The 25,304-nt window shown below is 45.9% G+C and carries 29 protein-coding genes; 7 read left to right on the top strand and 22 right to left on the bottom strand.

What is annotated here, in order from left to right:
- Positions 1 to 66: 66 nt before the first annotated feature.
- The 6 genes from rpsL to fkpA form a co-directional block, all read right to left on the bottom strand.
- Positions 67 to 441, bottom strand: coding sequence for a 30S ribosomal protein S12 (rpsL, locus tag D5I41_RS09255; RefSeq protein ID WP_004399892.1), 375 nt, complete (start codon positions 439 to 441; stop codon positions 67 to 69).
- A gap of 189 nt (positions 442 to 630) precedes the next feature.
- Positions 631 to 903: a sulfurtransferase complex subunit TusB gene (gene tusB / locus D5I41_RS09250; RefSeq protein WP_119009562.1), complete on the bottom strand. Its 273-nt coding sequence runs from the start codon at positions 901 to 903 to the stop codon at positions 631 to 633.
- 2 nt (positions 904 to 905) lie between these two features.
- Entirely contained in the window at positions 906 to 1,262 is a 357-nt protein-coding gene (gene tusC, locus D5I41_RS09245; RefSeq protein WP_119009561.1) for a sulfurtransferase complex subunit TusC, read from the bottom strand.
- The gene (tusD, locus tag D5I41_RS09240; protein ID WP_017031384.1) at positions 1,259 to 1,651 is read right to left on the bottom strand and encodes a sulfurtransferase complex subunit TusD; all 393 of its coding nucleotides are present in this window, start codon (positions 1,649 to 1,651) and stop codon (positions 1,259 to 1,261) included. Before tusD ends, tusC begins: the two co-directional genes overlap by 4 nt.
- A gap of 1 nt (position 1,652) precedes the next feature.
- A complete protein-coding gene (locus tag D5I41_RS09235; protein ID WP_017029460.1) occupies positions 1,653 to 2,378 on the bottom strand; it encodes a helix-turn-helix transcriptional regulator in 726 nt (241 codons plus the stop codon).
- Positions 2,379 to 2,529: 151 nt separating this feature from the next.
- Positions 2,530 to 3,300, bottom strand: coding sequence for an FKBP-type peptidyl-prolyl cis-trans isomerase (fkpA, locus tag D5I41_RS09230; RefSeq protein WP_119009560.1), 771 nt, complete (start codon positions 3,298 to 3,300; stop codon positions 2,530 to 2,532).
- A 265-nt stretch (positions 3,301 to 3,565) separates the two neighbouring features.
- Here fkpA and D5I41_RS09225 point away from each other — a divergent pair, with 265 nt between their 5' ends.
- Complete coding sequence (locus D5I41_RS09225; RefSeq protein ID WP_119009559.1) at positions 3,566 to 3,808, top strand: SlyX family protein; 243 nt, start codon at positions 3,566 to 3,568, stop codon at positions 3,806 to 3,808.
- Positions 3,809 to 3,840: 32 nt separating this feature from the next.
- Here the strand turns inward: D5I41_RS09225 and D5I41_RS09220 are convergent, their stop codons facing one another.
- The 5 genes from D5I41_RS09220 to kefG form a co-directional block, all read right to left on the bottom strand.
- Positions 3,841 to 4,782 (bottom strand): isoaspartyl peptidase/L-asparaginase family protein, encoded by a 942-nt coding sequence (locus D5I41_RS09220; RefSeq protein WP_119009558.1) that lies wholly within the window; start codon positions 4,780 to 4,782, stop codon positions 3,841 to 3,843.
- 109 nt (positions 4,783 to 4,891) lie between these two features.
- Entirely contained in the window at positions 4,892 to 5,455 is a 564-nt protein-coding gene (slyD, locus tag D5I41_RS09215; RefSeq protein WP_119009557.1) for a peptidylprolyl isomerase, read from the bottom strand.
- A gap of 86 nt (positions 5,456 to 5,541) precedes the next feature.
- Entirely contained in the window at positions 5,542 to 5,739 is a 198-nt protein-coding gene (locus D5I41_RS09210) for a YheV family putative zinc ribbon protein (RefSeq protein ID WP_017029455.1), read from the bottom strand.
- Positions 5,729 to 7,540 carry a glutathione-regulated potassium-efflux system protein KefB gene (kefB, locus tag D5I41_RS09205; RefSeq protein WP_017031388.1) on the bottom strand — a complete coding sequence of 604 codons (1,812 nt, stop codon included), beginning with the start codon at positions 7,538 to 7,540 and terminating at the stop codon, positions 5,729 to 5,731. Before kefB ends, D5I41_RS09210 begins: the two co-directional genes overlap by 11 nt.
- Positions 7,527 to 8,123, bottom strand: coding sequence for a glutathione-regulated potassium-efflux system ancillary protein KefG (kefG, locus tag D5I41_RS09200; RefSeq protein ID WP_119009556.1), 597 nt, complete (start codon positions 8,121 to 8,123; stop codon positions 7,527 to 7,529). The genes kefB and kefG overlap by 14 nt, the downstream gene beginning before the upstream one ends.
- Before the next feature lie 119 nt (positions 8,124 to 8,242).
- Here kefG and D5I41_RS09195 point away from each other — a divergent pair, with 119 nt between their 5' ends.
- The 6 genes from D5I41_RS09195 (at position 8,243) to crp (ending at position 13,633) form a co-directional block, all read left to right on the top strand.
- Positions 8,243 to 10,162 (top strand): ABC transporter ATP-binding protein, encoded by a 1,920-nt coding sequence (locus D5I41_RS09195; RefSeq protein WP_119009555.1) that lies wholly within the window; start codon positions 8,243 to 8,245, stop codon positions 10,160 to 10,162.
- On the top strand, positions 10,159 to 10,623 hold the full coding sequence (locus tag D5I41_RS09190) for a TIGR02444 family protein (protein WP_119009554.1): 465 nt from the start codon (positions 10,159 to 10,161) through the stop codon (positions 10,621 to 10,623). Before D5I41_RS09195 ends, D5I41_RS09190 begins: the two co-directional genes overlap by 4 nt.
- A complete protein-coding gene (locus D5I41_RS09185) occupies positions 10,623 to 11,603 on the top strand; it encodes a hydrolase (RefSeq protein ID WP_186811070.1) in 981 nt (326 codons plus the stop codon). The genes D5I41_RS09190 and D5I41_RS09185 overlap by 1 nt, the downstream gene beginning before the upstream one ends.
- 17 nt (positions 11,604 to 11,620) lie before the next feature.
- Entirely contained in the window at positions 11,621 to 11,842 is a 222-nt protein-coding gene (locus D5I41_RS09180; RefSeq protein WP_017029449.1) for a YheU family protein, read from the top strand.
- Between the two features lie 66 nt (positions 11,843 to 11,908).
- Complete coding sequence (locus D5I41_RS09175; protein ID WP_017031392.1) at positions 11,909 to 12,778, top strand: phosphoribulokinase; 870 nt, start codon at positions 11,909 to 11,911, stop codon at positions 12,776 to 12,778.
- A gap of 222 nt (positions 12,779 to 13,000) precedes the next feature.
- Positions 13,001 to 13,633 (top strand): cAMP-activated global transcriptional regulator CRP, encoded by a 633-nt coding sequence (gene crp, locus D5I41_RS09170; protein WP_017029447.1) that lies wholly within the window; start codon positions 13,001 to 13,003, stop codon positions 13,631 to 13,633.
- An 84-nt stretch (positions 13,634 to 13,717) separates the two neighbouring features.
- Here crp and D5I41_RS09165 read toward each other — a convergent pair whose 3' ends face one another.
- The 11 genes from D5I41_RS09165 to aroB all read right to left on the bottom strand — a co-directional run bounded on the left by D5I41_RS09165 (position 13,718) and on the right by aroB (position 25,270).
- The gene (locus D5I41_RS09165) at positions 13,718 to 14,509 is read right to left on the bottom strand and encodes a DUF1338 domain-containing protein (RefSeq protein WP_119009552.1); all 792 of its coding nucleotides are present in this window, start codon (positions 14,507 to 14,509) and stop codon (positions 13,718 to 13,720) included.
- A gap of 18 nt (positions 14,510 to 14,527) precedes the next feature.
- Complete coding sequence (gene astD / locus D5I41_RS09160; protein WP_119009551.1) at positions 14,528 to 15,991, bottom strand: succinylglutamate-semialdehyde dehydrogenase; 1,464 nt, start codon at positions 15,989 to 15,991, stop codon at positions 14,528 to 14,530.
- A gap of 23 nt (positions 15,992 to 16,014) precedes the next feature.
- A complete protein-coding gene (astA, locus tag D5I41_RS09155) occupies positions 16,015 to 17,034 on the bottom strand; it encodes an arginine N-succinyltransferase (RefSeq protein WP_119009550.1) in 1,020 nt (339 codons plus the stop codon).
- 23 nt (positions 17,035 to 17,057) lie between these two features.
- A complete protein-coding gene (locus D5I41_RS09150; protein WP_119009549.1) occupies positions 17,058 to 18,266 on the bottom strand; it encodes an aspartate aminotransferase family protein in 1,209 nt (402 codons plus the stop codon).
- A 276-nt stretch (positions 18,267 to 18,542) separates the two neighbouring features.
- The gene (locus tag D5I41_RS09145; RefSeq protein ID WP_119009548.1) at positions 18,543 to 19,133 is read right to left on the bottom strand and encodes an aminodeoxychorismate/anthranilate synthase component II; all 591 of its coding nucleotides are present in this window, start codon (positions 19,131 to 19,133) and stop codon (positions 18,543 to 18,545) included.
- A 76-nt stretch (positions 19,134 to 19,209) separates the two neighbouring features.
- Entirely contained in the window at positions 19,210 to 20,235 is a 1,026-nt protein-coding gene (gene trpS / locus D5I41_RS09140) for a tryptophan--tRNA ligase (RefSeq protein ID WP_119009547.1), read from the bottom strand.
- 131 nt (positions 20,236 to 20,366) lie between these two features.
- The gene (locus D5I41_RS09135) at positions 20,367 to 21,050 is read right to left on the bottom strand and encodes a phosphoglycolate phosphatase (RefSeq protein ID WP_119009546.1); all 684 of its coding nucleotides are present in this window, start codon (positions 21,048 to 21,050) and stop codon (positions 20,367 to 20,369) included.
- A gap of 1 nt (position 21,051) precedes the next feature.
- Positions 21,052 to 21,723 carry a ribulose-phosphate 3-epimerase gene (gene rpe / locus D5I41_RS09130; protein ID WP_017029439.1) on the bottom strand — a complete coding sequence of 224 codons (672 nt, stop codon included), beginning with the start codon at positions 21,721 to 21,723 and terminating at the stop codon, positions 21,052 to 21,054.
- Positions 21,724 to 21,834: 111 nt separating this feature from the next.
- The gene (locus D5I41_RS09125) at positions 21,835 to 22,656 is read right to left on the bottom strand and encodes a Dam family site-specific DNA-(adenine-N6)-methyltransferase (protein WP_119009545.1); all 822 of its coding nucleotides are present in this window, start codon (positions 22,654 to 22,656) and stop codon (positions 21,835 to 21,837) included.
- Positions 22,657 to 22,723: 67 nt separating this feature from the next.
- Positions 22,724 to 24,145 carry an SPOR domain-containing protein gene (locus D5I41_RS09120; protein ID WP_119009544.1) on the bottom strand — a complete coding sequence of 474 codons (1,422 nt, stop codon included), beginning with the start codon at positions 24,143 to 24,145 and terminating at the stop codon, positions 22,724 to 22,726.
- 21 nt (positions 24,146 to 24,166) lie between these two features.
- Positions 24,167 to 25,270 carry a 3-dehydroquinate synthase gene (gene aroB, locus D5I41_RS09115; protein WP_119009543.1) on the bottom strand — a complete coding sequence of 368 codons (1,104 nt, stop codon included), beginning with the start codon at positions 25,268 to 25,270 and terminating at the stop codon, positions 24,167 to 24,169.
- Positions 25,271 to 25,304: the final 34 nt, after the last annotated feature.

Genomic DNA, 25,304 nt, shown 5'->3' with positions numbered 1-25,304 from the left:
CAAAACTTTACAGTTTCTTCAAAATTAAAATTTAATTTAGTGTTTGGCCTTACTTAACGGAATCCATTAAGACTTAGGACGCTTCACACCGTACTTAGAACGACCTTGTTTACGGTCGTTAACGCCTGCACAGTCAAGTGCACCGCGAACAGTGTGGTAACGCACACCTGGAAGGTCTTTAACACGACCGCCACGGATAAGAACAACACTGTGCTCTTGAAGGTTGTGGCCTTCACCGCCGATGTACGAAGTCACTTCAAAGCCGTTCGTTAGACGAACACGGCAAACCTTACGAAGTGCTGAGTTAGGTTTTTTTGGTGTAGTAGTGTAAACACGAGTACATACACCACGTTTTTGTGGGCACGCTTCTAGTGCAGGCACGTTGCTTTTAACAACTTGCTTTGCACGAGGCTTACGTACCAACTGGTTAATAGTTGCCATTAACTAGCTCCTGATTACTTAAAGTAAGCTTTGTGAAAAATCTAAGCCCTATCACACTAGTGCAATTAGGGACGCGAAATTCTATTCGGGGATGGGGGGGGTGTCAAGAAATATACAGATCTTTTTTAACCAGCAGGCAGATCCTTATCAGATCGTGCCTAGATCGGACATAAACACGCAGAAAAGTGCTTACCAAGTAATGGATTTGCTGTGTTCGGCGGTGAGATCCACAAATCCTGGAAAGTCGACCGCTTCGATATGCGAAGCACCTACACTCTCTAAACCTCGAGCTATGATGTCAGGCTGAAGCGCTTTAACCTCAATAGAGGGTAATAGTGCGTGTTTTTTGTGTTTAGGGTTCGTTGCGTACACCGCTTCTTCCACCAATAACAAGGTGTCCTTGGCTGAAACATAGCGAGATAGAGTCTCTAGGCTGTGTAAACGAGAAACAATATGAAGCATGACTAAAACCTTAGTACGACATCTGAAGTGGCAAGCTTGTGTGCTATCCCTTCGCTATCTAGAAGCTCTGCATCCAAGAACAGTTCTTGCTGAGTAAAGCCTAATTCATTCAGGCTTTCGCTGCACACATAAACCTCTTCGACTTCATAGAGATCCAGCAAACGAAATGCAGAGATGTAATCTCGGCTAAGGATAGATTGTGGCTGTTGCTGTTTTAATAGTTGACTCACCCCATCCCCAGCAAAGACCAGTTGTAGGTTCTCACTGTAAGCAGACGTTGCGAAAATCGCATCTAGGCCTTCTCGACCATGCGCTGTACTGTGCGGGGTGCTAGTGAATACAAAGGTAATCTTTTTCAAAACTGCACTACCCTATCCTGAGTCAATAAAGCCTCAGCCAAACTACCTAGACCCGATTGTTCAAAGCCATCCGCAAGATTTGACTGTGCAAGCTGATGTTGCTCAGATTCTTCCTTGCCGACAATGCCTCTTCGCAATGCCGCGGCTACACAGGTTTGCAATAGCACACCATGTTCAGCAGCCAACTGCTGCCAGGCAGAAACTAGATCAAACTCATCGTTCGCCGGAACGGTTAGGCCATTGCCGTTCGTTACTCCTTGTTGATAAAAGAACACACTTACTAAACGGTGTCCCTTTTTTATCAGTGCTTCAGCAAATTGGTAAGCATTTAAACTAGATTGCTCACCATAAACCTCCCCACTGACCACTAAGGTATACGATAGGCTCAAACTACTCTTCCTCAGTCTTACGCTGACGAATGTAGAGATAAACGGTGTGTTTAGAGATGTTGAGACGATCCGCTACACGGTTGATGGCATCCTTAATATCGAAGATACCCTTATCGTACAGCTCCATAACGATCTGACGATTCTTGGTATTGTTAGAGACCATCTTGTCCGCGTTGACTTCATCAATGGTGCGCTCAACGGTTTGGTCCACCAGTTCTTCTACATCACTAGCGAAGTTTACCGATGATGCAGCAGCCTCAGCTTCTTCTGTTGGCATGAACGAGTGCAGCACTTGAGAGAAGGGCGCGTCTAAGTTGACATTCATACACAAAAGGCCAATCACTCGATTATCGCCATTGCGAATAGCAACGGTAATAGACTTCATCAATACTCCGCCTTTAGCGCGGGTAAAGTAAGCACGAGAAAAGTTACGCTCAGAGCCTTCGATGTCTTTCAGCATCTTCAACGCTAGGTCGGTAATCGGTGAACCCACTTGGCGACCGGTATTCTCACCATTGGCGATACGGATAGCAGAGGTATTGAGATCCTCTAGAGAGTGAAGAACGATCTCACAGAATTGTCCAATTAAGCTCGCGATGCCATCAACCACTGCCTCATAAGAGCGCAGGATGATCTTGTCATGTTCCGTAAAGGGCTTTACATCAACGGATTCCAACTCTAAAAGCGATTCTGTATCAAGAGTTTCTGTGTTCACGCGCTTGTCCATGTTCAGAATTCAAATATTAAGTCAAAGTTTATCAGAATATTTTAAAAAAGAGAGTCCTGCCTGAGTCAACACCGCAATATTCTGATCTGAGTCATAAACAAAATACAAAAAAACCGAGGCAAGCCTCGGTTTCATAAGTATTTTTCAACTGTTACTGTGCAGCTGGAGCTTCGATATCCAATAGTTCAACTTCAAACACTAGTGTTGAGTTAGCTGGGATAGCTGGAGACTCTTGGTCACCGTATGCAAGCTCTGGTGGAATAACAAACTTGTACTTAGAACCCACTTGCATTAGCTGAACGCCTTCGGTCCAACCAGGAATCACTCGATTAAGAGGGAATGTCGCTGGTTCGCCACGCTCAATTGAGCTGTCGAACTGAGTGCCGTCTGTTAGTGTGCCCACATAGTGCACTTTAACAACGTCAGTTTCTTTAGGTGTTGCGCCGTCGCCTTGTTTCTCTACTTGGTAAAGAATGCCTGACTCTGTTTGCATTACGCCATCTTGTTTAGCAAATTCTGCACGGAAGTCTTCACCTGCTTTGATTGCAGCAGCTGATTTCTCTGCAGCCTGAGCCGCCATTTGCTCACTTACGCGAGCATCAAGGCCTTCAAGAGCTTGACGGATTTCATCTTCGTTAAGACCTGCATTACCACCAAACGCATCAGTAATACCTTTAAGTACCATCTCATCGCTAAGTTCAATGCCGATTTCTTGAGGCTTCTCTACACTTGCTTTTAGGTAAGTAGCGAACGAAACACCGATTGCGTATGCCGCTTTATCTTCGTCAGAGTTGAATTGCATTGCTGCTGCTTCTGCTGGAGCTGCTGCTGCAGTTTCTGTCTTTGGTGCTTCTTCTTTTTGACAACCTACTGCTAGAGCAACAGTTGCTGCAAGCAGAGAAAGTTTTAGCATTGGTTTCATTGAGTTCTCCAAATCATGGCTGCGCCATTTGCTACGAGCACTTTTTAGTGCAGATTATTTATCGCTAATCTTATTAAAATTAGCAAATTACAGATCAGTGTACGAATTATAATTGCGTGTAGACAACTATTAATTGTCATTTCTAAGTAAAATTGCGAGCGATGGGCTTTTAGACACAGTAATTTATAATAGTTCCCTAAAAGATGAAGGGAATGATGATCTGGGGTAAACTGCGAACCATTATCGACTTTATAGGCTCGCATTGATGTCCAACACGACTGAGATTTCTACTTTAATTCAGCAACTCAATCAAAAGATTGATGATCTTGAGTGCAAGGCTGCATTCCAAGAACAAACCATCGAAGAGCTCAATGATGCCCTTGGTCAGCAACAACTCCTTATATCTAAGATGCAGCACCAGATGAAGTATGTTGTGGGTAAGGTTAAAAATATTGATGCCTCTAACCTAGCGGATCCCACAGAAGAAACACCGCCTCCTCATTACTAAAGAGGCGAACTGAAGGCGCTACGACTCACTATTTACTCGTCAGCATAGATTTTCACGGTAAAAGAACCTTGGGCATCAATGCTGGCGCGATACATACCTGAACTGTTCATTGCAAAGTGAATATCACCGTTAGAATCCAAGGCAATCAAACCGCCTTCTCCACCCATAGCTTCGAGCTCACCATGAATGACTTGCTCACTTGCAGTGTGGACGTCCTCTTTAAGATAACGCATCCGCGCAGCAAGATCTGATGCCACTGTTTTACGGATAAAGTACTCACCGACACCTGTCGTCGATACCGCCACATTGCCGTTTTCAGCATAAGTACCCGCACCTATGATTGGGCTATCGCCTACCCGACCAAATTTTTTGTTGGTTACACCACCAGTACTTGTCGCTGCCGCAAGATTCCCAACGCAATCCAGAGCAACCGCACCTACAGTGCCAAATTTTTTATCGTCAGGGTACTTGCTCTCAGATAAGGCAAAGATGCCCTTTTCTTTCATGCTCTGCAGTTGTTGTTGTCTGCGCTCTGTTACAAAGTACTCTTCATCCAGAAACTCAAAGCCTTGTGACTCAGCAAATCGATGAGCGCCATCGGCTATCAAAAACACATGATCACTGTTCAACATCACTGCATTAGCAAGTTCGATGGGATTTTTGATGCCTTTAATCCCAGCCACTGCACCAGCATTGAGGGCTTTGCCGTGCATAACAGAGGCATCCATTTCAATGGAGTCTTCATGGGTCAATACAGAGCCTTTGCCTGCATTAAAATGAGGAGAATCTTCCATTACCTTTACTGCTGCTATCGTAGCATCGGCAGCATCACCATTGGCCAGCAAGACTTCATAGCCAGCGCGAACGGAGGCCTCTAATACCGCAAGCATCTCTTGCTTAAGTTGTTCGCTCATTTTATTGCGCAATATAGTGCCGGCTCCGCCATGGATAGCAATACTGATTGGTGGCTGCATAACATTTCCTTCGTCTTAAAACCAAAAAAGCCTCCCACTGGGTGGGAGGCTCATTATAGCGAAACAATCTCGAAATGCGCTTTTAGCACATTAAGGTTGTAAAAACCGCTTAGTCGTTAGAGCAGCAATCGTCGCCTTTACCGCAATCGCCTTTGCCACCACAACATTCGTGATCATCACCGTGGTCATGACCGTGGCCACAGCCACCTTCTTTGTGAATGTGACCATGTTCGATCTCAGACTCAGTTGCTTCGCGGATTGCTACCACTTCAACGTCAAAAGTAAGAGTTTGGCCAGCTAGCATGTGGTTACCGTCAACCACTACTTCATCACCGTCTACTTCAGTGATTTCTACAGGGATTGGACCTTGGTCAGTGTCAGCTAAGAAACGCATGCCCACTTCGATTTGGTCAACGCCTTGGAATACATCAGCAGGAACACGCTGAACCATAGCATCGCTATGCTCACCGTATGCTTCTTCTGGAGCTACCGTTACGCTGAACTTGTCACCAATAGTACGGCCAACAAGGGCTTTTTCTAAACCAACTACTAGGTTGTTGTGTCCGTGTAGATAATCCAATGGTGCATCAACACCCGCTTGATCAACAACTACGCCTTCTTCAAGTTTTACTTGATACGCTAGGCTTACTACTGAGTTATTGTCGATTTTCATAGTCACTCCAAAAAGTTGGTTATTTAACTGTTCAAAAAAGAGGCGCAATAATACAGATTAACCTCTGCTATGGCTAGCGCTTAATGTTATTCAGGTTTAAAGATCCCAATCAGGTCTTGCTCGCCCACTTGCTCTTGCTGATCAGCAGGAAGACGCTGCTCTTTGAAATCACAACTAACACACTCTACCCATTCAACATTATTCTCTTCCCACCAGCGCAGGCTATCGGTATCGCTGCACTCTGGGCAAGCTGCGCCCGCAATAAATCGCTTCTTAATCTTCATCTTTTTTGTTCCAGTAATTGCTCGATTGACGCTCATTTTCTATTTCTCGATCAAAGATCTCTTCTAGCTCTTTACGTGCTTCTTTGGCACGCAAGGCTAAATTACTCTCATCACTGTGTTGAGGCAGCAGCTCTTTCAACATAGTGTTATCCAATTTATTGAAGTGCTTTTCTGCTCTAGAGGCTTGATGCGGGTGCATGCCAAGAGCAATGAGCAATTGGCGTCCAAGATCCAAAGCGCCTAAGAAAGTTTCTCTAGAGTAGCTGGTGACACCATGGTTTAACAATTGATAAGCCTCAACACGACTTCGAGCGCGGGCTAATATCTTAAGGTGCGGGAAGTGTTGCTGACACAGCTCGATGGTTTGGATAATTTCATCCGGATCATCGGTACACAATACAATTGCCTCTGCATTATGTGCCCCTGCAGCCCTCAACAAATCAATGTTGGTGGCCTCTCCGTAATACACCTTGTAGCCAAACTTACGCAATAGCTTTATCTGACTGGCATCACTTTCCAAGATGGTAATCTTCACCTTATTGGCATACATCAATCGACCCACCACCTGACCGAAGCGGCCAAATCCTGCCACTATCACTCTTGGTCTGCGATCTTGTACCTGCTCATGGGATTCCGTTTCTTCGGGTGTGTTAATACTGCGTGAATACACCCAAGTCTGTACTTTCAGAATCAAGGGTGTGGTCACCATAGATAGACTCACTACTACTAACAAGAAGCTCGCAACAGGCACCGAAAGCAATCCGAAACCAAGGGCTGCGGTAAATATGACGAAGGCAAACTCCCCCCCTTGGCTAAGTATGGCCGCCATTCGACTTCTGGATTTGGATTTGGTGCCAAACAGTCGCGCTAGCACATATAAGATCAACCCTTTTGCTGTAACGAGTCCAACAACCGTTGCCAAAATTAGTAATGGGTTCTCTATCAACAAACCTAGGTTAACGGACATGCCTACCGAGATGAAGAACAACCCCAGTAGCAACCCTTTGAACGGCTCAATCGTGATCTCTAGCTCGTGCCTGTATTCGCTCTCAGCCAACAGTACTCCAGCTAAGAATGTCCCTAGCGCCATCGATAAACCAAGGTGCTGCATAAATACGGCAATGCCAAACACCACCAGAAGTGCCGCAGCGGTAAACAGTTCTCGGGTGCCCGTAGAAAGTACAAACCTAAACAAGGGTCTTAACAAAAAGTGGCCAGCCACCAGCAAGGCAACGACCGCAGATAGCTTTAGGCCTACATCAGCCCAATTGCCTGCCACCTCTCCTGCAAGCAATGGTAATAACGCCAGCATTGGAATAACGGCAATATCTTGGAACAGTAAGACCGCAAAGCCTGACTGGCCAGTTTCGGAGCCAGCCAACCCCTGTTCATCAATAACCCGCAGCGCAATGGCGGTAGAAGACAGTGCCAGCCCCATACCAATGGCAAGACTACTCATCCACGACTGACCCAGAAGATAGGCCACCATAGAAAGGAATAAAGTGGTCACTATGACTTGAGCGCCGCCCAAGCCCAATATGGGCATTCGCATCGCCCACAGCTTTTTCGGGTTAAGCTCTAAACCAATCAGAAATAGTAGCAGTACAACCCCTAGCTCAGAGAAGTGCAGTATTGCATCGACATCGCTGATCAAGGAAAGCCCCCACGGACCAATAACCACACCCGCCAGCAAATAGCCTAGGACACTGCCCAACCCAAGGCGTTGCGCCAATGGAACAGCAACAACTGCGGCACCAAGAAACAGTACTCCACTTTCTATCAGCTCGTTATTCATGGCCATCGGTGTACTCCTCCAGACTAGGTTGAGTCGCAAAGGGGTCCGATAACCACTGTCTATATTGAAGCGCATGCTCTTCACGAGTGGTATCAGGTACGGTTCTCGACCAATACAACACCAAAGGCTCCATCCAGTTCATCTGGCAAAGGGCTGCAGTCAGTTCAAAGGGCTGCAGGATCTGCTCTAAGGGATATTTGTTGTACCCCCCGGGAGAAAATGCCGACTTTTGTCCACCTGTCGTAATCACGCTACGCCAGTGTTTATCTTTCAAGGCACATTGAGAGCCGAAGGCAAATCCTTTATCCAATACACGATCCATCCACTCTTTGAGCAGTGATGGGCAGGAATAAAGGAACATCGGGTGCTGAAACACAATCAAGTCATGCTCTAAGAGGCGCTGATGCTCAAGGGCGATATCAATAAAGAAGTCAGGGTATTCTGCATATAAGTCATGCACAGTCACATTTGGAAGATCTTTAATTTTTTCGATCATGCACTGGTTGGCAACCGAACTGTCTGGCTCGGGATGCGCGTATATGACTAGCACTCTTGGGATATTCGGCGGGTAAGCAGACAGCTTTGTCATTCCTTGACACATTCCTTAACTGTTACGTTAGGTTTATCCTATCACGCCAAGAGATCGACTTTTACCCCTATTCCACCTAATATGCGAGCCAACATATTTGATTAACGCTCAGCATTCTCATGATTACGATTTCAGACATTCAATTATTGCGCGGAGGCAAAGCCCTTCTGCAAGACGCTTCTGCCACAATTCATCCCGGCGACAAAGTCGGCCTTGTTGGGAAAAATGGGTGTGGTAAATCAACCCTGTTTGCTTTGATGAAGGATGAACTCAGCATTGATGCGGGTGACTTCAAGCAACCAAAGCATTGGGAGCTCGCTTGGGTTGCACAGGAAACGCCTGCCCTTGAACGCACAGCAATTGAATATGTTATCGATGGCGACAGAGAATATCGCCAGCTAGAGGCTGACTTAGTCCAAGCTGAAAAAGACGACAACGGCACTAAGGTAGCTGAGTTGCATGGGAAGATAGAGACCATTGGTGGCTACTCCATTCGTGCTCGAGCGGCTGAACTTCTCGACGGTTTAGGTTTTTCTCAAGCACAAATGGAGTGGAATCTGACTCAGTTCTCGGGGGGTTGGCGTATGCGCTTGAACCTAGCTCAAGCACTGTTATGTCGCTCAGACTTGCTGCTTCTCGATGAGCCCACCAACCACTTGGATCTCGATGCCGTAATGTGGCTTGAGCGTTGGCTGCAAAATTATAGAGGCACCTTGGTACTGATTTCTCATGATAGAGACTTCTTAGACCCTGTAGTGGGGCGCATTATCCATATCGAAAATCAAGCTCTCAACGAATACACGGGTAACTACTCGTCATTTGAAACCCAGCGAGCCCAAAAACTCGTACTGCAACAGGCTATGTACCAGAAGCAGCAAAAGCAGATGACACATATGCAGAGCTATATCGACCGCTTCCGCTATAAAGCCTCTAAGGCGCGTCAGGCACAAAGTCGAATCAAAGCGCTAGAAAAAATGGAGCAGGTTTTACCCGCTCAGTTTGATAATCCATTTAGCTTTGAGTTTCGCGAACCGACCGCTCTACCTAACCCTATCGTGATGATGGACCAGGTATCCGCAGGTTACGATGATACCTTGATCTTAGATAAGATCCGCTTGAATCTCGTTCCTGGTAGTCGCATTGGATTATTAGGACGTAACGGCGCCGGTAAATCTACCCTGATCAAGTTGCTGTCTGGTGAGTTAGCGTCAAAGAGCGGTGAACTTACTTATTCGCAGGGCGTGAAGATTGGCTACTTTGCTCAGCACCAACTGGAAACGCTTCATCCAGAAGAAACGCCCCTGCAGCATTTGATGCAGATTGCCCCAAATCATACAGAGCAACAGCTTCGTGATTACTTAGGTAGCTTTGGCTTTCAGGGTGAAAAAGCTCTGGATAAGGTGGCGCCATTCTCCGGGGGCGAAAAGGCCCGATTAGTATTGGCATTACTGGTTTGGCAAAAGCCTAACCTTTTACTTCTCGATGAGCCCACCAACCACCTTGATCTCGATATGCGTCAAGCGCTAACCCTAGCCCTGCAAACCTTTGAGGGGGCAATGGTTATCGTAAGCCACGATAGATACTTGCTGCGCGCGACCACCGATGATCTTTATCTTGTGCACGACAAGCAGGTAGAGCCTTTTGATGGTGATCTGAGTGACTACTACAAGTGGTTAACCGAGCAACAGAAAGAAATCAAGAAAGCGCAATCAAAGGAAGTGGTTAAATCGAGCGTTAATTCTGCCTCGGCCAAGAAAGACCAGAAAAGAAAAGAGGCGGAATTTCGAAAACTCACCGCTCCGATTCGCAAAAATATCACGGCTTTAGAAAAGAAAATGGATAAGCTCAACAGTGTGTTAGAGCTGTGTGAAGAGCAACTTGGTGATACTGAACTGTATCAAGCAGAAAATAAGTCTAAACTTACTCAAGTGCTTAGCCAGCAGGCTAGTGCTAAGTCAGAGCTTGAGGATGTGGAGATGGAATGGATGACCGAGCAAGAATCCCTTGAAGAGATGCAGGCTAACCTCGACGCAGAATGAGCAACAACGCGCCTAATAGTCACCTAACCATTGACAGCCTTTGGCAATTCAGTTTGCAGTATTACTCGATGCGGGAGATAAAAGAGGCGTGTCTTAACCTGCAAAACCACTTCCATGGCAACGTAAACTTACTGTTGGCATTGAAGTGGCTTGATGAGCATGGACTTACTTTTCCGGCCTCTCAGTGGCCACAGGTAATACAGAGCTTGGGACGCACTGAAGCTCTATTGCTTCATTTTCGTGAGTTAAGACGTAAAAGTAAGCAACACCTACCAGAGTCTTTGTATAGAGACTCACTGCAATTCGAACTGCAACTTGAGCGCCAGCAACAGGCTGACATCATAGATATTATTCATCGAATTGAGCTCACTCAGGTGGAAGCGCCACACCTTGCAGACGACTATTGTCATCAACTAGGGGCTGAGCATTTAGCAGTTATCTTTAATAAGCAAAGGCCATAATGAAATCCTTCTCTCCCTCTTGGGCAATGAAGAACCCTCACCTTCAAACACTAATGCCGCGGTTTATTCGCAAACAACCGCTGTTCACACCTGCTTGGGAAACACTAATCACACCAGATAATGACTTTATTGACTTAGCTTGGAGTGATGATTGGCAATGTGATTCTGTCGCTAACAAGCCTATCTTCATCTTATTTCATGGCTTAGAAGGTAGCTTTAACAGTCCTTATGCACATGGGCTGATGCACTCTTTTTCTGAGAAAGGGTGGTTATCTGTGATGATGCATTTTCGAGGTTGTAGCGGTAAGCCCAACAAGCAAGCGCGTGCTTATCACTCTGGCGAGACTGAGGATGCAAGATTTTTCCTCGAACACCTCAATCGTCGATTTCCCAATAACCCTAAGATAGCGGTTGGGATCTCACTGGGGGGAAACATGCTGGTGAATTACTTGGCTCGGTACGCAGATCAACCAATCATAGATGAGGCGACCATCATTTGCGCTCCTCTTGATCTTGCCGCTTGCTCTCGACGCATCGAGCAGGGCTTCTCAAGGCTCTATCATCACTATCTGTTGGATTCTTTAAAGCAGACGGCTTTGCAAAAGATTCATTTATTGGAAGAGGCACTGGAGATCGATGTAGATACCGTAAAGAACATGCGTTTCTTACATCAATTCGACAATGCCATTACCGCACCATTGCATGGCTACGCCAATGCCAGCGACTACTATACTCGTTGTTCGGGGCTTCCAAAGCTCAATAGTGTGACCATCCCTATTAACGTGATTCACGCCAAGGATGATCCATTTATGACCGATGAAGTCGTCCCTAAGTTTAAGCTCAACAACAATATTGACTATCACCTGGTTGCTAACGGAGGGCATGTTGGCTTTATTGGCGGCACATTTAACAATCCCTATTTCTGGTTGGAGGTGGCTGTACCAAGCTTTTATGATAAATTCACCTCCCAGACATATTAATCTAATAAGCCTCAGCCATGATCGTACCTTGGAAAGAAATCGCTCCTGAAACACTGGATAGCCTGATAAAAGAATTTGTTCTCAGAGAAGGGACAGACTACGGAGACGTAGAGATCTCACTCCAAGATAAGATAGACCAAATCAAATGGCAGCTACAACAAGGTACAGCTGTTATTGTGTATTCAGAGCTACATGAGAGCATCGATATAAAAGTGAGCCACGACGCAAAACTCTTATAAGCACCCAATCGTTAAACTCGATTTGTATACAATTGACCTTTATTCACTCACAAGACAAGGAAAGTCATGTCAGCCAAGCACCCTATTATAGCGGTAACAGGCTCTTCAGGAGCCGGGACCACCACTACATCAGAAGCCTTTCGCAAAATGTTCAATATGATGAATGCAAAGGCCGCCTGGGTTGAAGGCGACAGCTTCCACCGTTTCACTCGTCCAGAAATGGATGTGGCTATTCGAAAAGCGAAAGAGCAAGGGCGACACATTAGTTACTTTGGCCCTGAAGCCAATGACTTCCCAGCACTCGAAAATTTCTTTAAGGACTACGGCGAAAAAGGCGAAGGAAAGGTGCGCCGCTATCTGCATACCTTCGACGAAGCCGTACCATACAATCAAATGCCGGGTACCTTCACCCCATGGCAAGAGCTGCCACAAGAAAGTGACGTTCTCTTCTATGAAGGCTTGCACGGTGGCGTCGTAGACAGCACCTGTAACGTTGCTAAGCATGTTGATTTGCTGATTGGTATGGTGCCTATCGTTAACCTTGAGTGGATTCAAAAGTTCGTTCGCGATACTCGCGATCGAGGGCATTCACGTGAAGCGGTCATGGACTCCATTGTGCGCTCAATGGACGACTATCTGAACTTCATTACCCCACAGTTTTCGCGCACACACATCAACTTCCAGCGAGTGCCTACCGTTGACACCTCAAACCCTCTAAACGCCAAAGGAATCCCTAGTTTAGATGAAAGCTTTGTAGTCATTCGTATGCGTGGCTTTAAGAATGTCGACTTCCCTTATCTATTGGCAATGATCGATGGTTCATTTATGTCTCGTCACAATACTTTGGTTGTCCCAGGAGGAAAAATGAGTTTTGCTATGGAATTGATTATTCGCCCTATCCTGCAACAACTGCTAGAGACGGGTAAGATCGGCTAATTTTGAACCTGAGTCGCACTCTTGTCTCAGAGTGTGATTGAGGACACGGTTTTGCTTGTAAAATCGACAATTCAAACCGATCAAAATCAAGAAATGTACATAAAAAAAAGATACTATTCGTACTGATAAAATTTGAAGTAGTAGCAGCAACTACACCCCGCTCCCCTTATATGGCGAGGTCAGGGAACATAATTATACTCGCTGAAAGAGGAAGATAAGAATATGGTTTTAGGTAAACCTCAAACAGATCCAACGTTAGAATGGTTTTTGTCACACTGCCACATCCACAAATACCCTTCAAAAAGCACACTGATCCATGCTGGTGAAAAAGCAGAAACTCTTTACTACATCGTTAAGGGTTCGGTTGCCGTACTGATCAAAGATGAAGAAGGGAAAGAAATGATTCTTTCTTACCTAAACCAAGGTGACTTCATCGGTGAATTAGGTCTTTTTGAAGATGATCAAGAGCGTACTGCTTGGGTACGAGCTAAATCACCATGTGAGGTTGCTGAAATCTCATTCAAAAAATTCCGTCAGCTAATTCAGGTTAACCCAGACATCCTAATGCGTCTTTCTTCGCAAATGGCTAATCGTCTGCAGGTAACTAGCCAGAAAGTAGGTGATCTTGCGTTCCTAGACGTTACTGGTCGTATCGCGCAAACTCTACTGAACCTAGCGAAGCAACCTGATGCAATGACTCACCCAGACGGCATGCAAATCAAGATCACTCGTCAAGAGATTGGTCAGATTGTAGGTTGTTCTCGTGAGACCGTTGGTCGTATCTTGAAGATGCTTGAAGAGCAGAACCTGATCTCTGCACACGGTAAAACTATTGTGGTTTACGGCACTCGCTAATCCACTCTAAAGCAGCCAGATACAAAAAACCGCTGTCATGCATGACAGCGGTTTTTTTATAACTTTAAGCTGACAGCTAATTACTTAATTATTCGTACTCTCAAAGATCTTATCTGCTGACGCTTCAACAAAGCCTTGATATAGATTTCCTGCCGACATCTCATAGCGCTTGGCGAACTCATAGAAGCCACCTGGGACGCTCTGTACACCATCAGAAAATACAACCTTTACTTTGTCCGCCATCGTAGAGGATTGCTCTAACAGTACCTCAGGAGAGCCCTTCACCTCTCCGCCAGCAGCGTTGATAGCGAAATGATTGTCCTTCAAAAAGGTATTCACCTCGAAGACCTCTCCAAACTGAGCCAGTTGGTTGACGCTCACGGTAAAGTGATTGGCACCAAAGCCATGTGCGGCTACCCATGAGGCATACTCACTTTCTTTGGCTAGGCTTTGGTAATCTTCAAAGCTCAATTCCCACAAACGACCACCATGTAAAAACGCAGAGTCTTGCAATTTACTTGGATCAATTTGTTCCGACAGTTTTTTCACAATTGCCTGCAACTCACTTGAGCACTGCTCAAGCTGCAACTGGCTAATGAATACCTTAGGCATATTAGGGTCTGGATGTTGATAGTGCTTAGCAACCAGCTTTTTCGCTTTAAAGACATAGTCGCCACCCTCTTGGTAGCCAAGCTCGATAAATGGCTTTGCCAATACCTCTAGGCCTATGGGTGAACAATTGAAGGTACGCAGCGCAATATGATCATTGATCAGCGCCTTATCTTGCTTTAATAGCTCATGAATAGTGTGTGATGACGGACAAAGTCTGCCATTAAAATCACTCCACAGTTGGTCAAATAGCTTTTGGACACCCATAACCCCTCCTTGATTGTGTTAGTCGAATTGAATACCTGGAGACAGTGTTTCAGGCATTATTGGCGCATCTCCTGCTATCGAAGCCATAGGATATGCACAGTAATCTGCGGCATAGAATGCACTTGGACGAAGATTACCTGACGCACCAGGGCCGCCAAATGGCGCATCACCGCTCGCGCCCGTGATAGGACGATTACGGTTGACTATGCCAGCACGGATTTCGTCAGAGAAGAGCTCCCACTGAGTATCATCAATAGAAATCAGACCCGCTGATAGACCATATTTAGTGTTGTTCGCAAGCTCTATGGCCTCGGCAAAGTCGTTGTAGCGAACGATCAGTAGCAAAGGACCAAAATATTCTTCATCAGGCAGTGCCTTGATATCAGTAACATCTAGAATACTCGGTTCAACAAAGGCATCATCCAGCAGCTTTCCATCCAACAAAGGCTTGCCGCCAAGGTCTATCAAAGACTGTTTCGCCGCCACAATCTGCTCCGCTGCCGTGCGTGAGATAAGGGTACCCATAAAGGGTTGCTGCTTAGCAAATGGCTGGTCCATTTTTAACTGAGATGTCACCTTCACTAACTTGGCAATGAGTTTATCGCCCGCGTCACCTCTAGCAACATACAAGCGTCTAGCACAGGTACATCTTTGCCCCGCACTAATAAAGGCAGACTGCACTACAGTGTGAACCGCAGCGTCCAGCTCACCAAAGTCTTCACCGACAATCAGAGGGTTATTGCCACCCATTTCCAGCGCCAGCATTTTTTCAGGTTGCCCAGCAAACTGGCGATGTAAGATATGACCGGTGTTAGCACTACCAGTAAACAACAACCCATCAATCTGCGCAGAATCAGCCAGTGCAATACCGGTATCTTTACCGCCTTGGACTAGGTTGATGACACCATTGGGCAGGCCTGCTTCATGCCAAAGCTTCACTGCAAGCTCGCCACACAGTGGCGTTAGATCCGAAGGCTTGAAGACTACAGTATTACCTGCCAACAGCGCTGGCACGATATGCCCATTAGGAAGGTGCACAGGGAAATTATAAGGACCAAATACGGCTAATACACCCAAAGGCCTATGCTGCAAGGTGACATCATTGCCAGCAACCTGCTTATGCTTGGTCCCTGTTCGCTCATGATACGACTTAATCGATAGAGCAATCTTGCCAGCCATCGCAGCGGCTTCAGTGCGAGTTTCCCATAAAGGTTTACCCGTCTCTTTAGCTACCGTCTCGGCAATCAACTCGGCGTTTTCTTTAACCAGTTCAGCAAAGCGAAATACGATTTGCTCACGCTGTTCAAAAGAGTATTTTTTCCAGCTCAAAAACGCATGTCGTGCACTTGATACGGCCAGCTCCACCTGCCCTTTACTCGCAGAGTGCCCCTGCCAGATAACCTCACTGTTGTAAGGAGATAAAGAGTCAACATCATGGCCTTGCCCTGAAATCCACTCACCCGCGATAAAATGCGTTTCCATCTAATTCGTCCTTGTTGTTCTGTTTACACTGCCGCCATTCGAACCCAATCACCGCTCTCAACTTGAAGAGCGTTTGCGACTTTAGGGCTGAGAATGACACTTTGAGTTTCAGCATCAAATGCCGCTTGTTGAGCTACGGCTCTGAAATTCTCAAACGAGGTATTACTAATGAGATAGTTAGTAGAGCTACCATGCTCTGCAACCGACACTTGAGCCCTAAATGAATGGCGCACAGTATCAATATTGCGAAGGTCGCACTCCACCGTTGGACCTGCATCGAAGATGTCGACGTAGTCTCGACAAGTAAAGCCCTCGTTCTCAAGCAGTTTCAATGCTGGGCGGGTATTATCGTGTACTTCACCAATCACCGCCTGTGCCTCTTTACTCAATAGATTGATGTAGATCGGCAGCTTTGGCATCAGGTCAGCAATAAAGCCTTTCTTGCCAATGCCAGTGAGGTAATCGGCCATAGTGAAATCGATAGAGAAGAAGTGCTCCTGCAACCACTCCCAAAATGGAGAATTGCCCTTTTCATCAGAGACCCCTCTCATCTCCGCAAAGATAGTCTTAGAGAATCGATGAGGATGCTCCGCTAACATCAAAAAGCGGCACTTAGACAACAATCGACCATTCAGTCCACCACGGAACTTAGGGCGCAGGAACAAGGTGCAGATTTCACTGCACCCGGTGTAGTTGTTACCAAAGGTCAGTAGCTTCACGACATTATTCACGCCCAGTTTTGGCGACGAATGTACAACCTTGCTGATGTGGTACGAATAGAAAGGAGCATCCCAGCCTATCGAGGCTTCTATACCAGTAGTCCCTGCTACCTCACCTGTATCACAATCAACACCGACCATCAGGTAGCCTTCGTCACCGGGTTCAGTCACCTCTGGTTTTTGAAAGCTATTCACCGAGTGGTCAATTCTATTCGTAAGCAACCCTTCATTGACTGGCAAAGAGGTAAATCCGTGACCAGACTCCTCTGCGCACATGTGCAATGCATCGTAATCATCCTTTAAAATTGGGCGTACTACTAACATCCCACTATCCTCCTGATAGAAAACTACGCGTTGTATAACTTAGCGACAGCCGCCTCAAAGCGCTCAAATCCTTGCTTGATTTCCTCTGGCGTGATCACCAGCGAAGGAGTGAAACGAACCACATTAGCGCCAGCAATCAGCACCATCAGGCCTTCTTCACCCGCAGCAACCAATACGTCACGAGAGCGACCCTTCCAGTCATCGTTCAACTCAGCGCCAAGCAGCAAACCCTTGCCTCTGAACTCAGCAAAGATTGGGTATTTAGCATTAATGCGTTCTAGCTCTGTACGAAATAGCCCTTCACGCTCTTTTACGCCTTGTAGAACATCAGGTTGAGAAACATGTCCAACGACGGCTTCAGCAACCGCACACGCTAGTGGGTTTCCACCGTACGTCGAGCCGTGAGTGCCAATCTTAAGGTGCTTAGCCAATTTCTCTGTCGTCATCATAGCGCCAACCGGGAAGCCCCCACCAAGAGACTTAGCGGTGCTCAAGATATCAGGTGTGACTCCCAAGCCTTGGTATGCGTAGAAATCACCAGTACGACCGTTACCGGTCTGTACTTCATCAAAGATCAATAATGCATTGTGCTTGTCACACAGTTCACGGACCGTTTGTACAAATTCAGAAGTCGGAGCAATGATGCCACCTTCCCCTTGTAGAGGCTCCATCATGACCGCACAGGTTTCATCGGAGATAGCAGCTTCGAATGCTTTAATATCGTTGTATGGGATATGGTCGATATCACCCGGTTTAGGACCAAAGCCATCCGAGTAAGCCGATTGGCCACCCACAGTCACAGTAAAGAAGGTACGACCATGGAAGCCTTGATTGAAGGCGATGATCTTAGATTTGTGCTCACCAAACTCATCCACAGCATAGCGACGAGCCAATTTAAGTGCAGCCTCATTGGCTTCTGCACCGGAGTTAGCGAAGAAGACCTTGTCTGCAAAGCTCAGTTCGACCAGTTTTTTAGCCAGACGCAAAGCGGGCTCATTGGTCATTACATTACTAAGGTGCCATAACTGATTCGCTTGCTTAGTGAGCGCCTCTACCATCACAGGGTGACAATGACCTAAGCAACTCACCGCGATACCACCAGCAAAATCAACGTATTCCTTATCTTGCTGATCCCAGATTCGCGCCCCTTCACCTCGAACCGGAATTACCGACATCGGGTTATAACAAGGGACCATTACTTCATCGAAATCTTTACGCGTTACATCTGTCATATTCTGCACTCCTTTATGCACTCTCCTCGCAATTAAAAAATTCGCTATTTATGCATTGCTGGAGACATTTCCTCTGTACAGGCATTGTATTTACAATTTATTAACCATTTCAAGAGAAAAATACGTCTAAATAGACTAAATTACCGTGCGAAATGTGAGCGGTGTGACGCTATTCGAGCAACAGGAAAGAAAAAGTGATCATGTTGCATAACAAACCTCATTTTCACGAAGAATAAGTAACAAAAATGTTATGCAAGGAATTTCAATAGATATGCTTTATGTTTGGGGGATGCGAGTAAGGAAGTTAGCTAGGATCTCATGACCCTGTTCTGTTTTTATCGATTCTGGGTGAAACTGCACCGCCTCAATAGGTAGCGTCTTATGGCGATACCCCATAATCTCTTTTTGTTGCCCTTTTTCGTCGAGGGTCCAGGCGGTTACCTCAAGACATTCTGGAAGGGTTTCTTTCTTTACAATCAAGGAGTGATAACGGGTGACCGTTAGCGGGTTATTAAGCCCAGAAAATACACCTGTGCTGGTATGTTGTATTGGGGAGGTTTTACCGTGCATAACTTTATCTGCGCGAATCACCTTTCCACCAAGCACCTGGGCGATCGCTTGATGTCCAAGGCATACGCCGAGCAAAGGCAACTGTCCCATAAACTCTTGAATGACTTGCAGAGAAATGCCAGCTTCATTTGGGGTGCAAGGACCCGGCGAGATAACGATGGCTTGCGGTTGCAGTGCGTGGATCTCAGCAATGGTAATCGCATCGTTACGAACGACCTTAGTGTCACACCCTAACTCACAAAAGTACTGATATAGGTTGTAAGTAAAGGAGTCGTAATTATCAATGATCAACAGCATGCCAGAGTCCAAACTAAAAATGCCACCACCTTGACGGCGATGGCATTCTATCACAACTTATTTGACCAAGGGGCTCTTAAAACGGACGCTTAACAAAGCCAACCGCTTCGAAAACCTTATCTAGAGTCACTGCTGCTCTCGCTGATGCTTTCTCAGCACCGGCTTTCATTACTTCGTTTAGGTACGGCATATCTTGGCGAATACGGTGGTATTCAGACTGGATTGGTTCAAGCATAGCAACCACCGCCTCACCCACATCCTTCTTGAAAGGACCATACATTTCAACGCCTTGGTACTGCGCTTCGATCTCAGCAAAGGTTTTACCCGTCGCCGCAGAGTACAGTCCCATTAGGTTAGCAATACCAGCCTTGTTCTCGATATCATGAAGGATACGAGGTGGGTTATCTGGATCCGTTTGCGCTTTGTTAATCTTCTTAATGATAGATTTTGGCTCTTCAAGAAGGGTGATGACGTTCTTACGGTTATCATCAGACTTAGACATTTTCTTAGTTGCATCTTGAAGGCTCATTACTCGAGCGTTCACTGTTGGGATGTACGGCTCAGGCACTTGGAAGATTGGCGCTTCTGGTGTGCTGTAGATGTTATTAAAGCGGTTTGCGATATCGCGAGCCAACTCCAGGTGTTGCTTCTGGTCGTTACCCACTGGCACTTGGTGTGCACCGTATAGCAAAATATCCGCAGCCATTAATACAGGGTAGTCATATAGGCCCACATTAACGTCATTTGCGTAGCGCTGAGATTTATCTTTAAACTGCGTCATGCGGTTTAGCTCACCCATTTGGGTGTAGCAGTTTAGAATCCACCCCAGCTGAGCATGCTCAGGTACGTGAGACTGAACAAACAGCGTGCTTTTCTCTGGCGTTACGCCTACTGCAAGACAGATAGCGAGTGCGTCTAGCGTTGCTTCGTGCAGTGCCTTTGCGTCTTGACGAACGGTAATGGCATGAAGGTCAACAACACAGTACTGGCAGTCGTAATCATCTTGCATCTGATGCCACTGACGCAAAGCACCAAGATAGTTGCCAATGCTTAATTCACCAGACGGCTGAACACCGCTCAACACTATTGGTTTAGTGGTCATGATAATTACTTCCTCAATACTTCTAGAATAAAAATTTTATACGATAAAGCAGTGTACTCATCGATGAGTATATTGGAAGAAAAAAAACAGGAAAATGAGCCTAAGTTGAGATTTCAGGCTCATTACTGTCTCTAACAGCGAGTGAGCAACTCGGATAGTTGAGAGAGGTCTTGAATCAGGTGATCTGGGTTCGCCTGCTCGATAGGTTCGCCATGGTTATAGCCGTATGGCAAAGCAACAGACATAACTCCCGCATTCCTAGCTGCCAAGATGTCGTTTTTAGAATCGCCAATCATGATCATCTCTGATTGAGAAACCTGCTGCTTGTCCATCAAGTGAGTCAGTGGCATTGGGTCAGGTTTCTTCTTAGCTAAGCTATCGCCACCTAAGACATCAACAAATAGATCCGCAATGCCGTGCTGCTGAAGAATCTCTGGCACAAATTGGTATGGTTTATTGGTGATAATCGCTAATCGATAACCTGCCTGCTGCAAGCCAATTAATGACTCTTTCACTGTCGGGTAAAGCGTGCTGTTCGAGTGGCCACACTCGGCGTAAAAGCGGTCGAAAAGCTCTCTCGCGTCGCTTTTGCTTTCATCCGTCAGACTCGCATCAATCTCGATATTCTGGCTCAAAGCACGCGCAACAAGGATATCAGCACCATTGCCGACCCACTCTCTCACTTGAGTCTCTGACACCCCAGGGCGTTCTACGGCCTTCATTGCTAGGTCAAGAGCAGCGGTCAAATCAGGAACGCTATCAAGTAGCGTTCCATCGAGATCAAATGCGAGAAGCTTAATAGTATTTGATGACAAGTTATTTCACCTTCGCCAGTTCAGCGCGCATTTCATCGATCACTTGCTTGTAATCAGGCTGGTTAAAGATAGCTGAGCCTGCGACAAACATATCTGCACCCGCTTCAGCAATCTCACGAATATTGTCTACCTTCACACCACCATCAATCTCTAGGCGAATATCGCGACCACTTGCGTCAATACGTTCACGCACAGCACGCAGTTTATCCAGAGTATTTGGAATGAAAGATTGGCCGCCAAAGCCCGGGTTTACCGACATCAGCAAGATCATATCAACCTTATCCATGATGTAGTCGAGGTGAGAAAGTGGTGTTGCCGGATTGAGCACCACACCCGCCTTACAGCCATGTTCTTTGATGAGCTGCAAAGTACGGTCAACGTGCTCAGACGCTTCAACGTGGAAGGTGATCATGCTTGCACCAGCTTTGGCAAACTCAGGGACAATAGCATCTACCGGCTTAACCATTAGATGCACATCGATAGGTGCAGTAATTCCGTAGTCACGTAGTGCCTTACAAATCGGGGCACCAAAGGTCAGGTTTGGAACATAGTGGTTGTCCATCACATCAAAATGCACCACATCGGCACCAGCTGCGAGCACACGCTCAACATCTTCACCTAAGCGAGCAAAATCCGCGGATAAAATAGATGGAGCAATAAGAAAATCGGTCATACCTGTCCCCTGTATAAGGCGTTCAATTTGCGCGCAATTCTACAAAAGCAAACGATAAACTAAAAGAACAAATTTGAAATCATTGGGATAGTTGCGATAACAGAGACTAAATTAGTCGACGCTGTTAAACAGAGCCAACAGTTCATCAACCTTATTTCTCCCTGCACCATTGCGACTGATCGTACGCTTAACCTTAACCACATTAAGCTCAGCACCGTGGTATAGACGACGAGTCAACATAGTATCGTGGTTAGAGATCAATACCGGTATGCCACGCTTGGTTGCAGTACGCTCAGCAACATCAGCCAAAGCAGCTTGATCATCTAGAGAAAACCCATTGCCCGAGTAGGTTGTGAAGTTAGCGGTCGTAGACAAAGGAGCATAAGGGGGATCGCAATACACCACACTTCCCTTACGAGCACGCTTGAAGGTTTCTAAATAACCCTCACAGACAAAGGTTGCCTTTTTCGCCTTTTCAGCAAAAAACTCTAGTTCTTGTTCTGGGAAATAAGGTTTTTTATAGGAACCAAAAGGTACATTGAACCCGCCTTTCTTGTTGTATCGACACAAGCCATTAAAACCAAATCGATTCATATACAAAAAAGCGACCGAGCGGAACAGAATGTCATCGGTAGCATTAAACTGTCTACGAACCTCCAAATACACCTCTTTCTGGTTGTATTCAGGCGTAAACATACGCTTAGCCTCATTGATATAGGGCTGCGGATCATTCTTCAAAAGGTTATAAAGATTGATAAGGTCTGGGTTAATGTCTGCAAGCAAATACTGCTCGTAGTCAGTATTTAAGAAAACCGAGCCTGCACCAACGAAAGGTTCAACCAGCTTTTTTGCTTGTGGCAGATGACGCTGAATATCATCAACGAGTCCATATTTACCACCTGCCCACTTTAAAAAGGCACGTTGTTTTTTCATTGCCGGTCTTCACTACCCATAATTTATAGGACGCGGAATGTAACATAAAACGAAGTTCATCTCAGTGTTATTTTCCCGCTTCAATCTCTTTATGTACTTGTGCCATTGACTTAACCCAAGGCCCTACCTCTTGAACCGCCTCTGGCAATTGCACAATGCCTTGGCTAGCTTGCTTCACGTAACGATAGTCACCATGAGTGATGATGTACCACTTCTTTCCTGAGCGAAGCGTAGGGTAGATTCGAGTTTCATCCTGCATTTGATGGGTATCAAGGAAGGATTGTACCTCGCGCATAGTTCTTAAAGCGCCAAGCTGAATGGTGTAGCGCTTCGCGCTGATTCCCATTAATTCCTCTCTAGCAAATGAAAAATTAACCGCACTATTTGCCGGTTTATCTTCGCTTTTTATCTTAGGTTCCGCTTTTTCATAGGCTGGCTGCACAACCTGACTTTCAGTCTTTATTAGTGAATCCACAACCTCATCAGGAACGACCACACGATGTCTGCCATTACTATTGTCAGCCAAGGTAACCGTTTTATCGGTCACTGGAGGAGGCAACTCCTTGGTGTCTTCGGTGAGGGTATCTTGTTCCTTAACCGAAATATCCACAACTTCACTGCTTTCACTAGAGAGCGATAGGTCACCTTTATTATCTACGCTTTCAGAAGGTGTTATTGGAACTGGCTCATTATTGGCCGGTTTCCCTGATCCCGATAGCAACCACCAAGCGATGAGACCCAATAGAATCACCAGCAAGGTAATAATAACGCCTGATTTGGCAGAACCATTATGCGAAGGCAGGGCTGATTTAGTTGATTTCACTTTATTTCCTAGTGCAATGAGCTCACCCGGATATCGAACACATCGATCTGCTTTTTTACGGATCTTGTCTCGTTTTTTTAAACTTTCAAATTTTCGAAGCACTATCAACTCTAAAAAGAACTCAGCTTCACTTTGGCGAAGCGGCGCAATTTGAAGTTCTGTAGGCTGCACATTAAATTGCTGACTAAGTGGCAATATTCTCTTGCTTAACAAGTCAGGGCCGCTAGCCAAAATCAAACTCAAAGTCCAAGTGGGATGCGCTTGAATACGCTCCACCAAGCTCCAAAGCTGTAGCAAGTTTTCTTCCGAGAGCAAACCTGCATCATCGACCAAGATAACAAATTCGGTGGTCTGCAATCCTAGTTCGTTATCGAGATTGTCAAAAAGGCTGAGGTCGACATCGATTGTGCCATTAGGGATAAGTTGTTGGAGTATAGTTTGCTTAATGTCTTTTTCGGACAACGAAGCATCAGCTAATAATTTAGCTTTATAACGAGTAGAGACGAAGTGCGAGAAGTAACGGTTGAGGAGCCAAGATTTACCTGCTCCCCTTGCACCATTAAACGTAACGAGATTTGAACCAAATCGAGTCATTAGACGCAGCTTATCAAGCAGCTGCGACTGAGACTGTAATTCTAATGTCCTTGTTTTCTGAGCCTTGCTCATTAACTATCCCTATGTGTTACTTTACCCTCGCCCGTCCTCAATTGCTTGGTAGACATGCTCTAGATCAATATCGCTAACAACCTTAGAACTGCCAATTGCGTCTGGTAATACTAAGCGTAGACGACCTGATAAAACTTTTTTGTCTCGCATCATATGCTTCATGAAGTCTTCGCCCGACATACTCGCCGGGGTATGCACAGGTAAATGACAGGCTTCCAGTAATGATTTTATTCTATCTACATCAATAGAATCGAGCATATCTGCGTGAGCTGCAGCTCTTGCGGCCATCACAGTACCAGAAGAAACAGCCTCACCATGCAACCATTTACCATAACCCAATTCAGCCTCAATAGCATGACCAAAAGTATGACCCAGATTCAATAATGCTCGAACACCTGACTCTTTTTCATCTTGAGCAACGACATCAGCCTTAATTTGACAGCAATTCGCTATCGCTTTAATGATTGATGTGCTTTCCAGTGCGGTTAAAGACTGAATATGCTGTTCAATCCACTCAAAGAAAGGCTTATCAATAATAATACCGTACTTAACTACCTCTGCCATGCCAGCTGCAAACTCTCTGTCAGGTAGGGTTGCTAAGGTATCGATATCAATGATCACTGATTTTGGTTGATAGAAGGCACCAATCATGTTCTTGCCTAGGGGATGATTGACCGCCGTTTTACCACCAACGGAAGAATCCACCTGAGACAATAGAGTGGTTGGGATCTGAACGAAATCAACGCCACGTTGATAGCATGCAGCGACAAAACCGACTAAGTCACCAATTACACCGCCACCCAGTGCTACCAACAGCACATCGCGACTGTAATTTTCTTCAAGCAAAAAGCTCATTACATCGTTGAAGGTTTCTAACGATTTGAACTGCTCACCGTCAGGAAGTTCTAGCACTCGGGCTTTACACCCTAGCTCAACAAATTGATGTTTAACTTTTTCAGCGTACAGAGGACCTACAGTTGTATTAGTGATAATAACAACTTGTTGTTGTGATAGGTCTTTAGATGATGGGAAAAGGCTTGAAAAGAGGGCTGGGTCACCCAATAACCCAGCGCCAATTGAAATCGGGTAGCTTCGCTCCCCTAAACTTACCGTGATCCGTTCCATGGGATGCACTCCTCAGTAAGATTAACGTTGGAAG

This window comes from Vibrio superstes (assembly GCF_003569005.1).
GTDB lineage: Bacteria > Pseudomonadota > Gammaproteobacteria > Enterobacterales > Vibrionaceae > Vibrio > Vibrio superstes.
Note: the sequence above shows the minus strand (reverse complement) of the source record. Positions and strands in the feature narration are given on the sequence as shown.

Bases quoted from the DNA above. Each gene is read 5' to 3' on its own strand.
- trpS (WP_119009547.1), bottom strand. From the start codon at position 20,235: ATGACCACTAAACCAATAGTGTTGAGCGGTGTTCAGCCGTCTGGTGAA.
- D5I41_RS09190 (WP_119009554.1), top strand. From the start codon at position 10,159: ATGAGCAACAACGCGCCTAATAGTCACCTAACCATTGACAGCCTTTGG.
- D5I41_RS09185 (WP_186811070.1), top strand. From the start codon at position 10,623: ATGAAATCCTTCTCTCCCTCTTGGGCAATGAAGAACCCTCACCTTCAA.
- kefG (WP_119009556.1), bottom strand. From the start codon at position 8,123: ATGACAAAGCTGTCTGCTTACCCGCCGAATATCCCAAGAGTGCTAGTC.
- D5I41_RS09220 (WP_119009558.1), bottom strand. From the start codon at position 4,782: ATGCAGCCACCAATCAGTATTGCTATCCATGGCGGAGCCGGCACTATA.
- D5I41_RS09180 (WP_017029449.1), top strand. From the start codon at position 11,621: ATGATCGTACCTTGGAAAGAAATCGCTCCTGAAACACTGGATAGCCTG.
- D5I41_RS09165 (WP_119009552.1), bottom strand. From the start codon at position 14,509: ATGGGTGTCCAAAAGCTATTTGACCAACTGTGGAGTGATTTTAATGGC.
- rpe (WP_017029439.1), bottom strand. From the start codon at position 21,723: ATGACCGATTTTCTTATTGCTCCATCTATTTTATCCGCGGATTTTGCT.
- rpsL (WP_004399892.1), bottom strand. From the start codon at position 441: ATGGCAACTATTAACCAGTTGGTACGTAAGCCTCGTGCAAAGCAAGTT.
- D5I41_RS09175 (WP_017031392.1), top strand. From the start codon at position 11,909: ATGTCAGCCAAGCACCCTATTATAGCGGTAACAGGCTCTTCAGGAGCC.
- crp (WP_017029447.1), top strand. From the start codon at position 13,001: ATGGTTTTAGGTAAACCTCAAACAGATCCAACGTTAGAATGGTTTTTG.
- kefB (WP_017031388.1), bottom strand. From the start codon at position 7,540: ATGGCCATGAATAACGAGCTGATAGAAAGTGGAGTACTGTTTCTTGGT.
- D5I41_RS09145 (WP_119009548.1), bottom strand. From the start codon at position 19,133: ATGCTGTTGATCATTGATAATTACGACTCCTTTACTTACAACCTATAT.
- aroB (WP_119009543.1), bottom strand. From the start codon at position 25,270: ATGGAACGGATCACGGTAAGTTTAGGGGAGCGAAGCTACCCGATTTCA.
- astA (WP_119009550.1), bottom strand. From the start codon at position 17,034: ATGTTAGTAGTACGCCCAATTTTAAAGGATGATTACGATGCATTGCAC.
- slyD (WP_119009557.1), bottom strand. From the start codon at position 5,455: ATGAAAATCGACAATAACTCAGTAGTAAGCCTAGCGTATCAAGTAAAA.
- D5I41_RS09235 (WP_017029460.1), bottom strand. From the start codon at position 2,378: ATGGACAAGCGCGTGAACACAGAAACTCTTGATACAGAATCGCTTTTA.
- tusB (WP_119009562.1), bottom strand. From the start codon at position 903: ATGCTTCATATTGTTTCTCGTTTACACAGCCTAGAGACTCTATCTCGC.
- D5I41_RS09225 (WP_119009559.1), top strand. From the start codon at position 3,566: ATGTCCAACACGACTGAGATTTCTACTTTAATTCAGCAACTCAATCAA.
- D5I41_RS09210 (WP_017029455.1), bottom strand. From the start codon at position 5,739: ATGAAGATTAAGAAGCGATTTATTGCGGGCGCAGCTTGCCCAGAGTGC.
- astD (WP_119009551.1), bottom strand. From the start codon at position 15,991: ATGGAAACGCATTTTATCGCGGGTGAGTGGATTTCAGGGCAAGGCCAT.
- fkpA (WP_119009560.1), bottom strand. From the start codon at position 3,300: ATGAAACCAATGCTAAAACTTTCTCTGCTTGCAGCAACTGTTGCTCTA.
- D5I41_RS09195 (WP_119009555.1), top strand. From the start codon at position 8,243: ATGATTACGATTTCAGACATTCAATTATTGCGCGGAGGCAAAGCCCTT.
- D5I41_RS09150 (WP_119009549.1), bottom strand. From the start codon at position 18,266: ATGACAGATGTAACGCGTAAAGATTTCGATGAAGTAATGGTCCCTTGT.
- D5I41_RS09125 (WP_119009545.1), bottom strand. From the start codon at position 22,656: ATGAAAAAACAACGTGCCTTTTTAAAGTGGGCAGGTGGTAAATATGGA.
- D5I41_RS09120 (WP_119009544.1), bottom strand. From the start codon at position 24,145: ATGAGCAAGGCTCAGAAAACAAGGACATTAGAATTACAGTCTCAGTCG.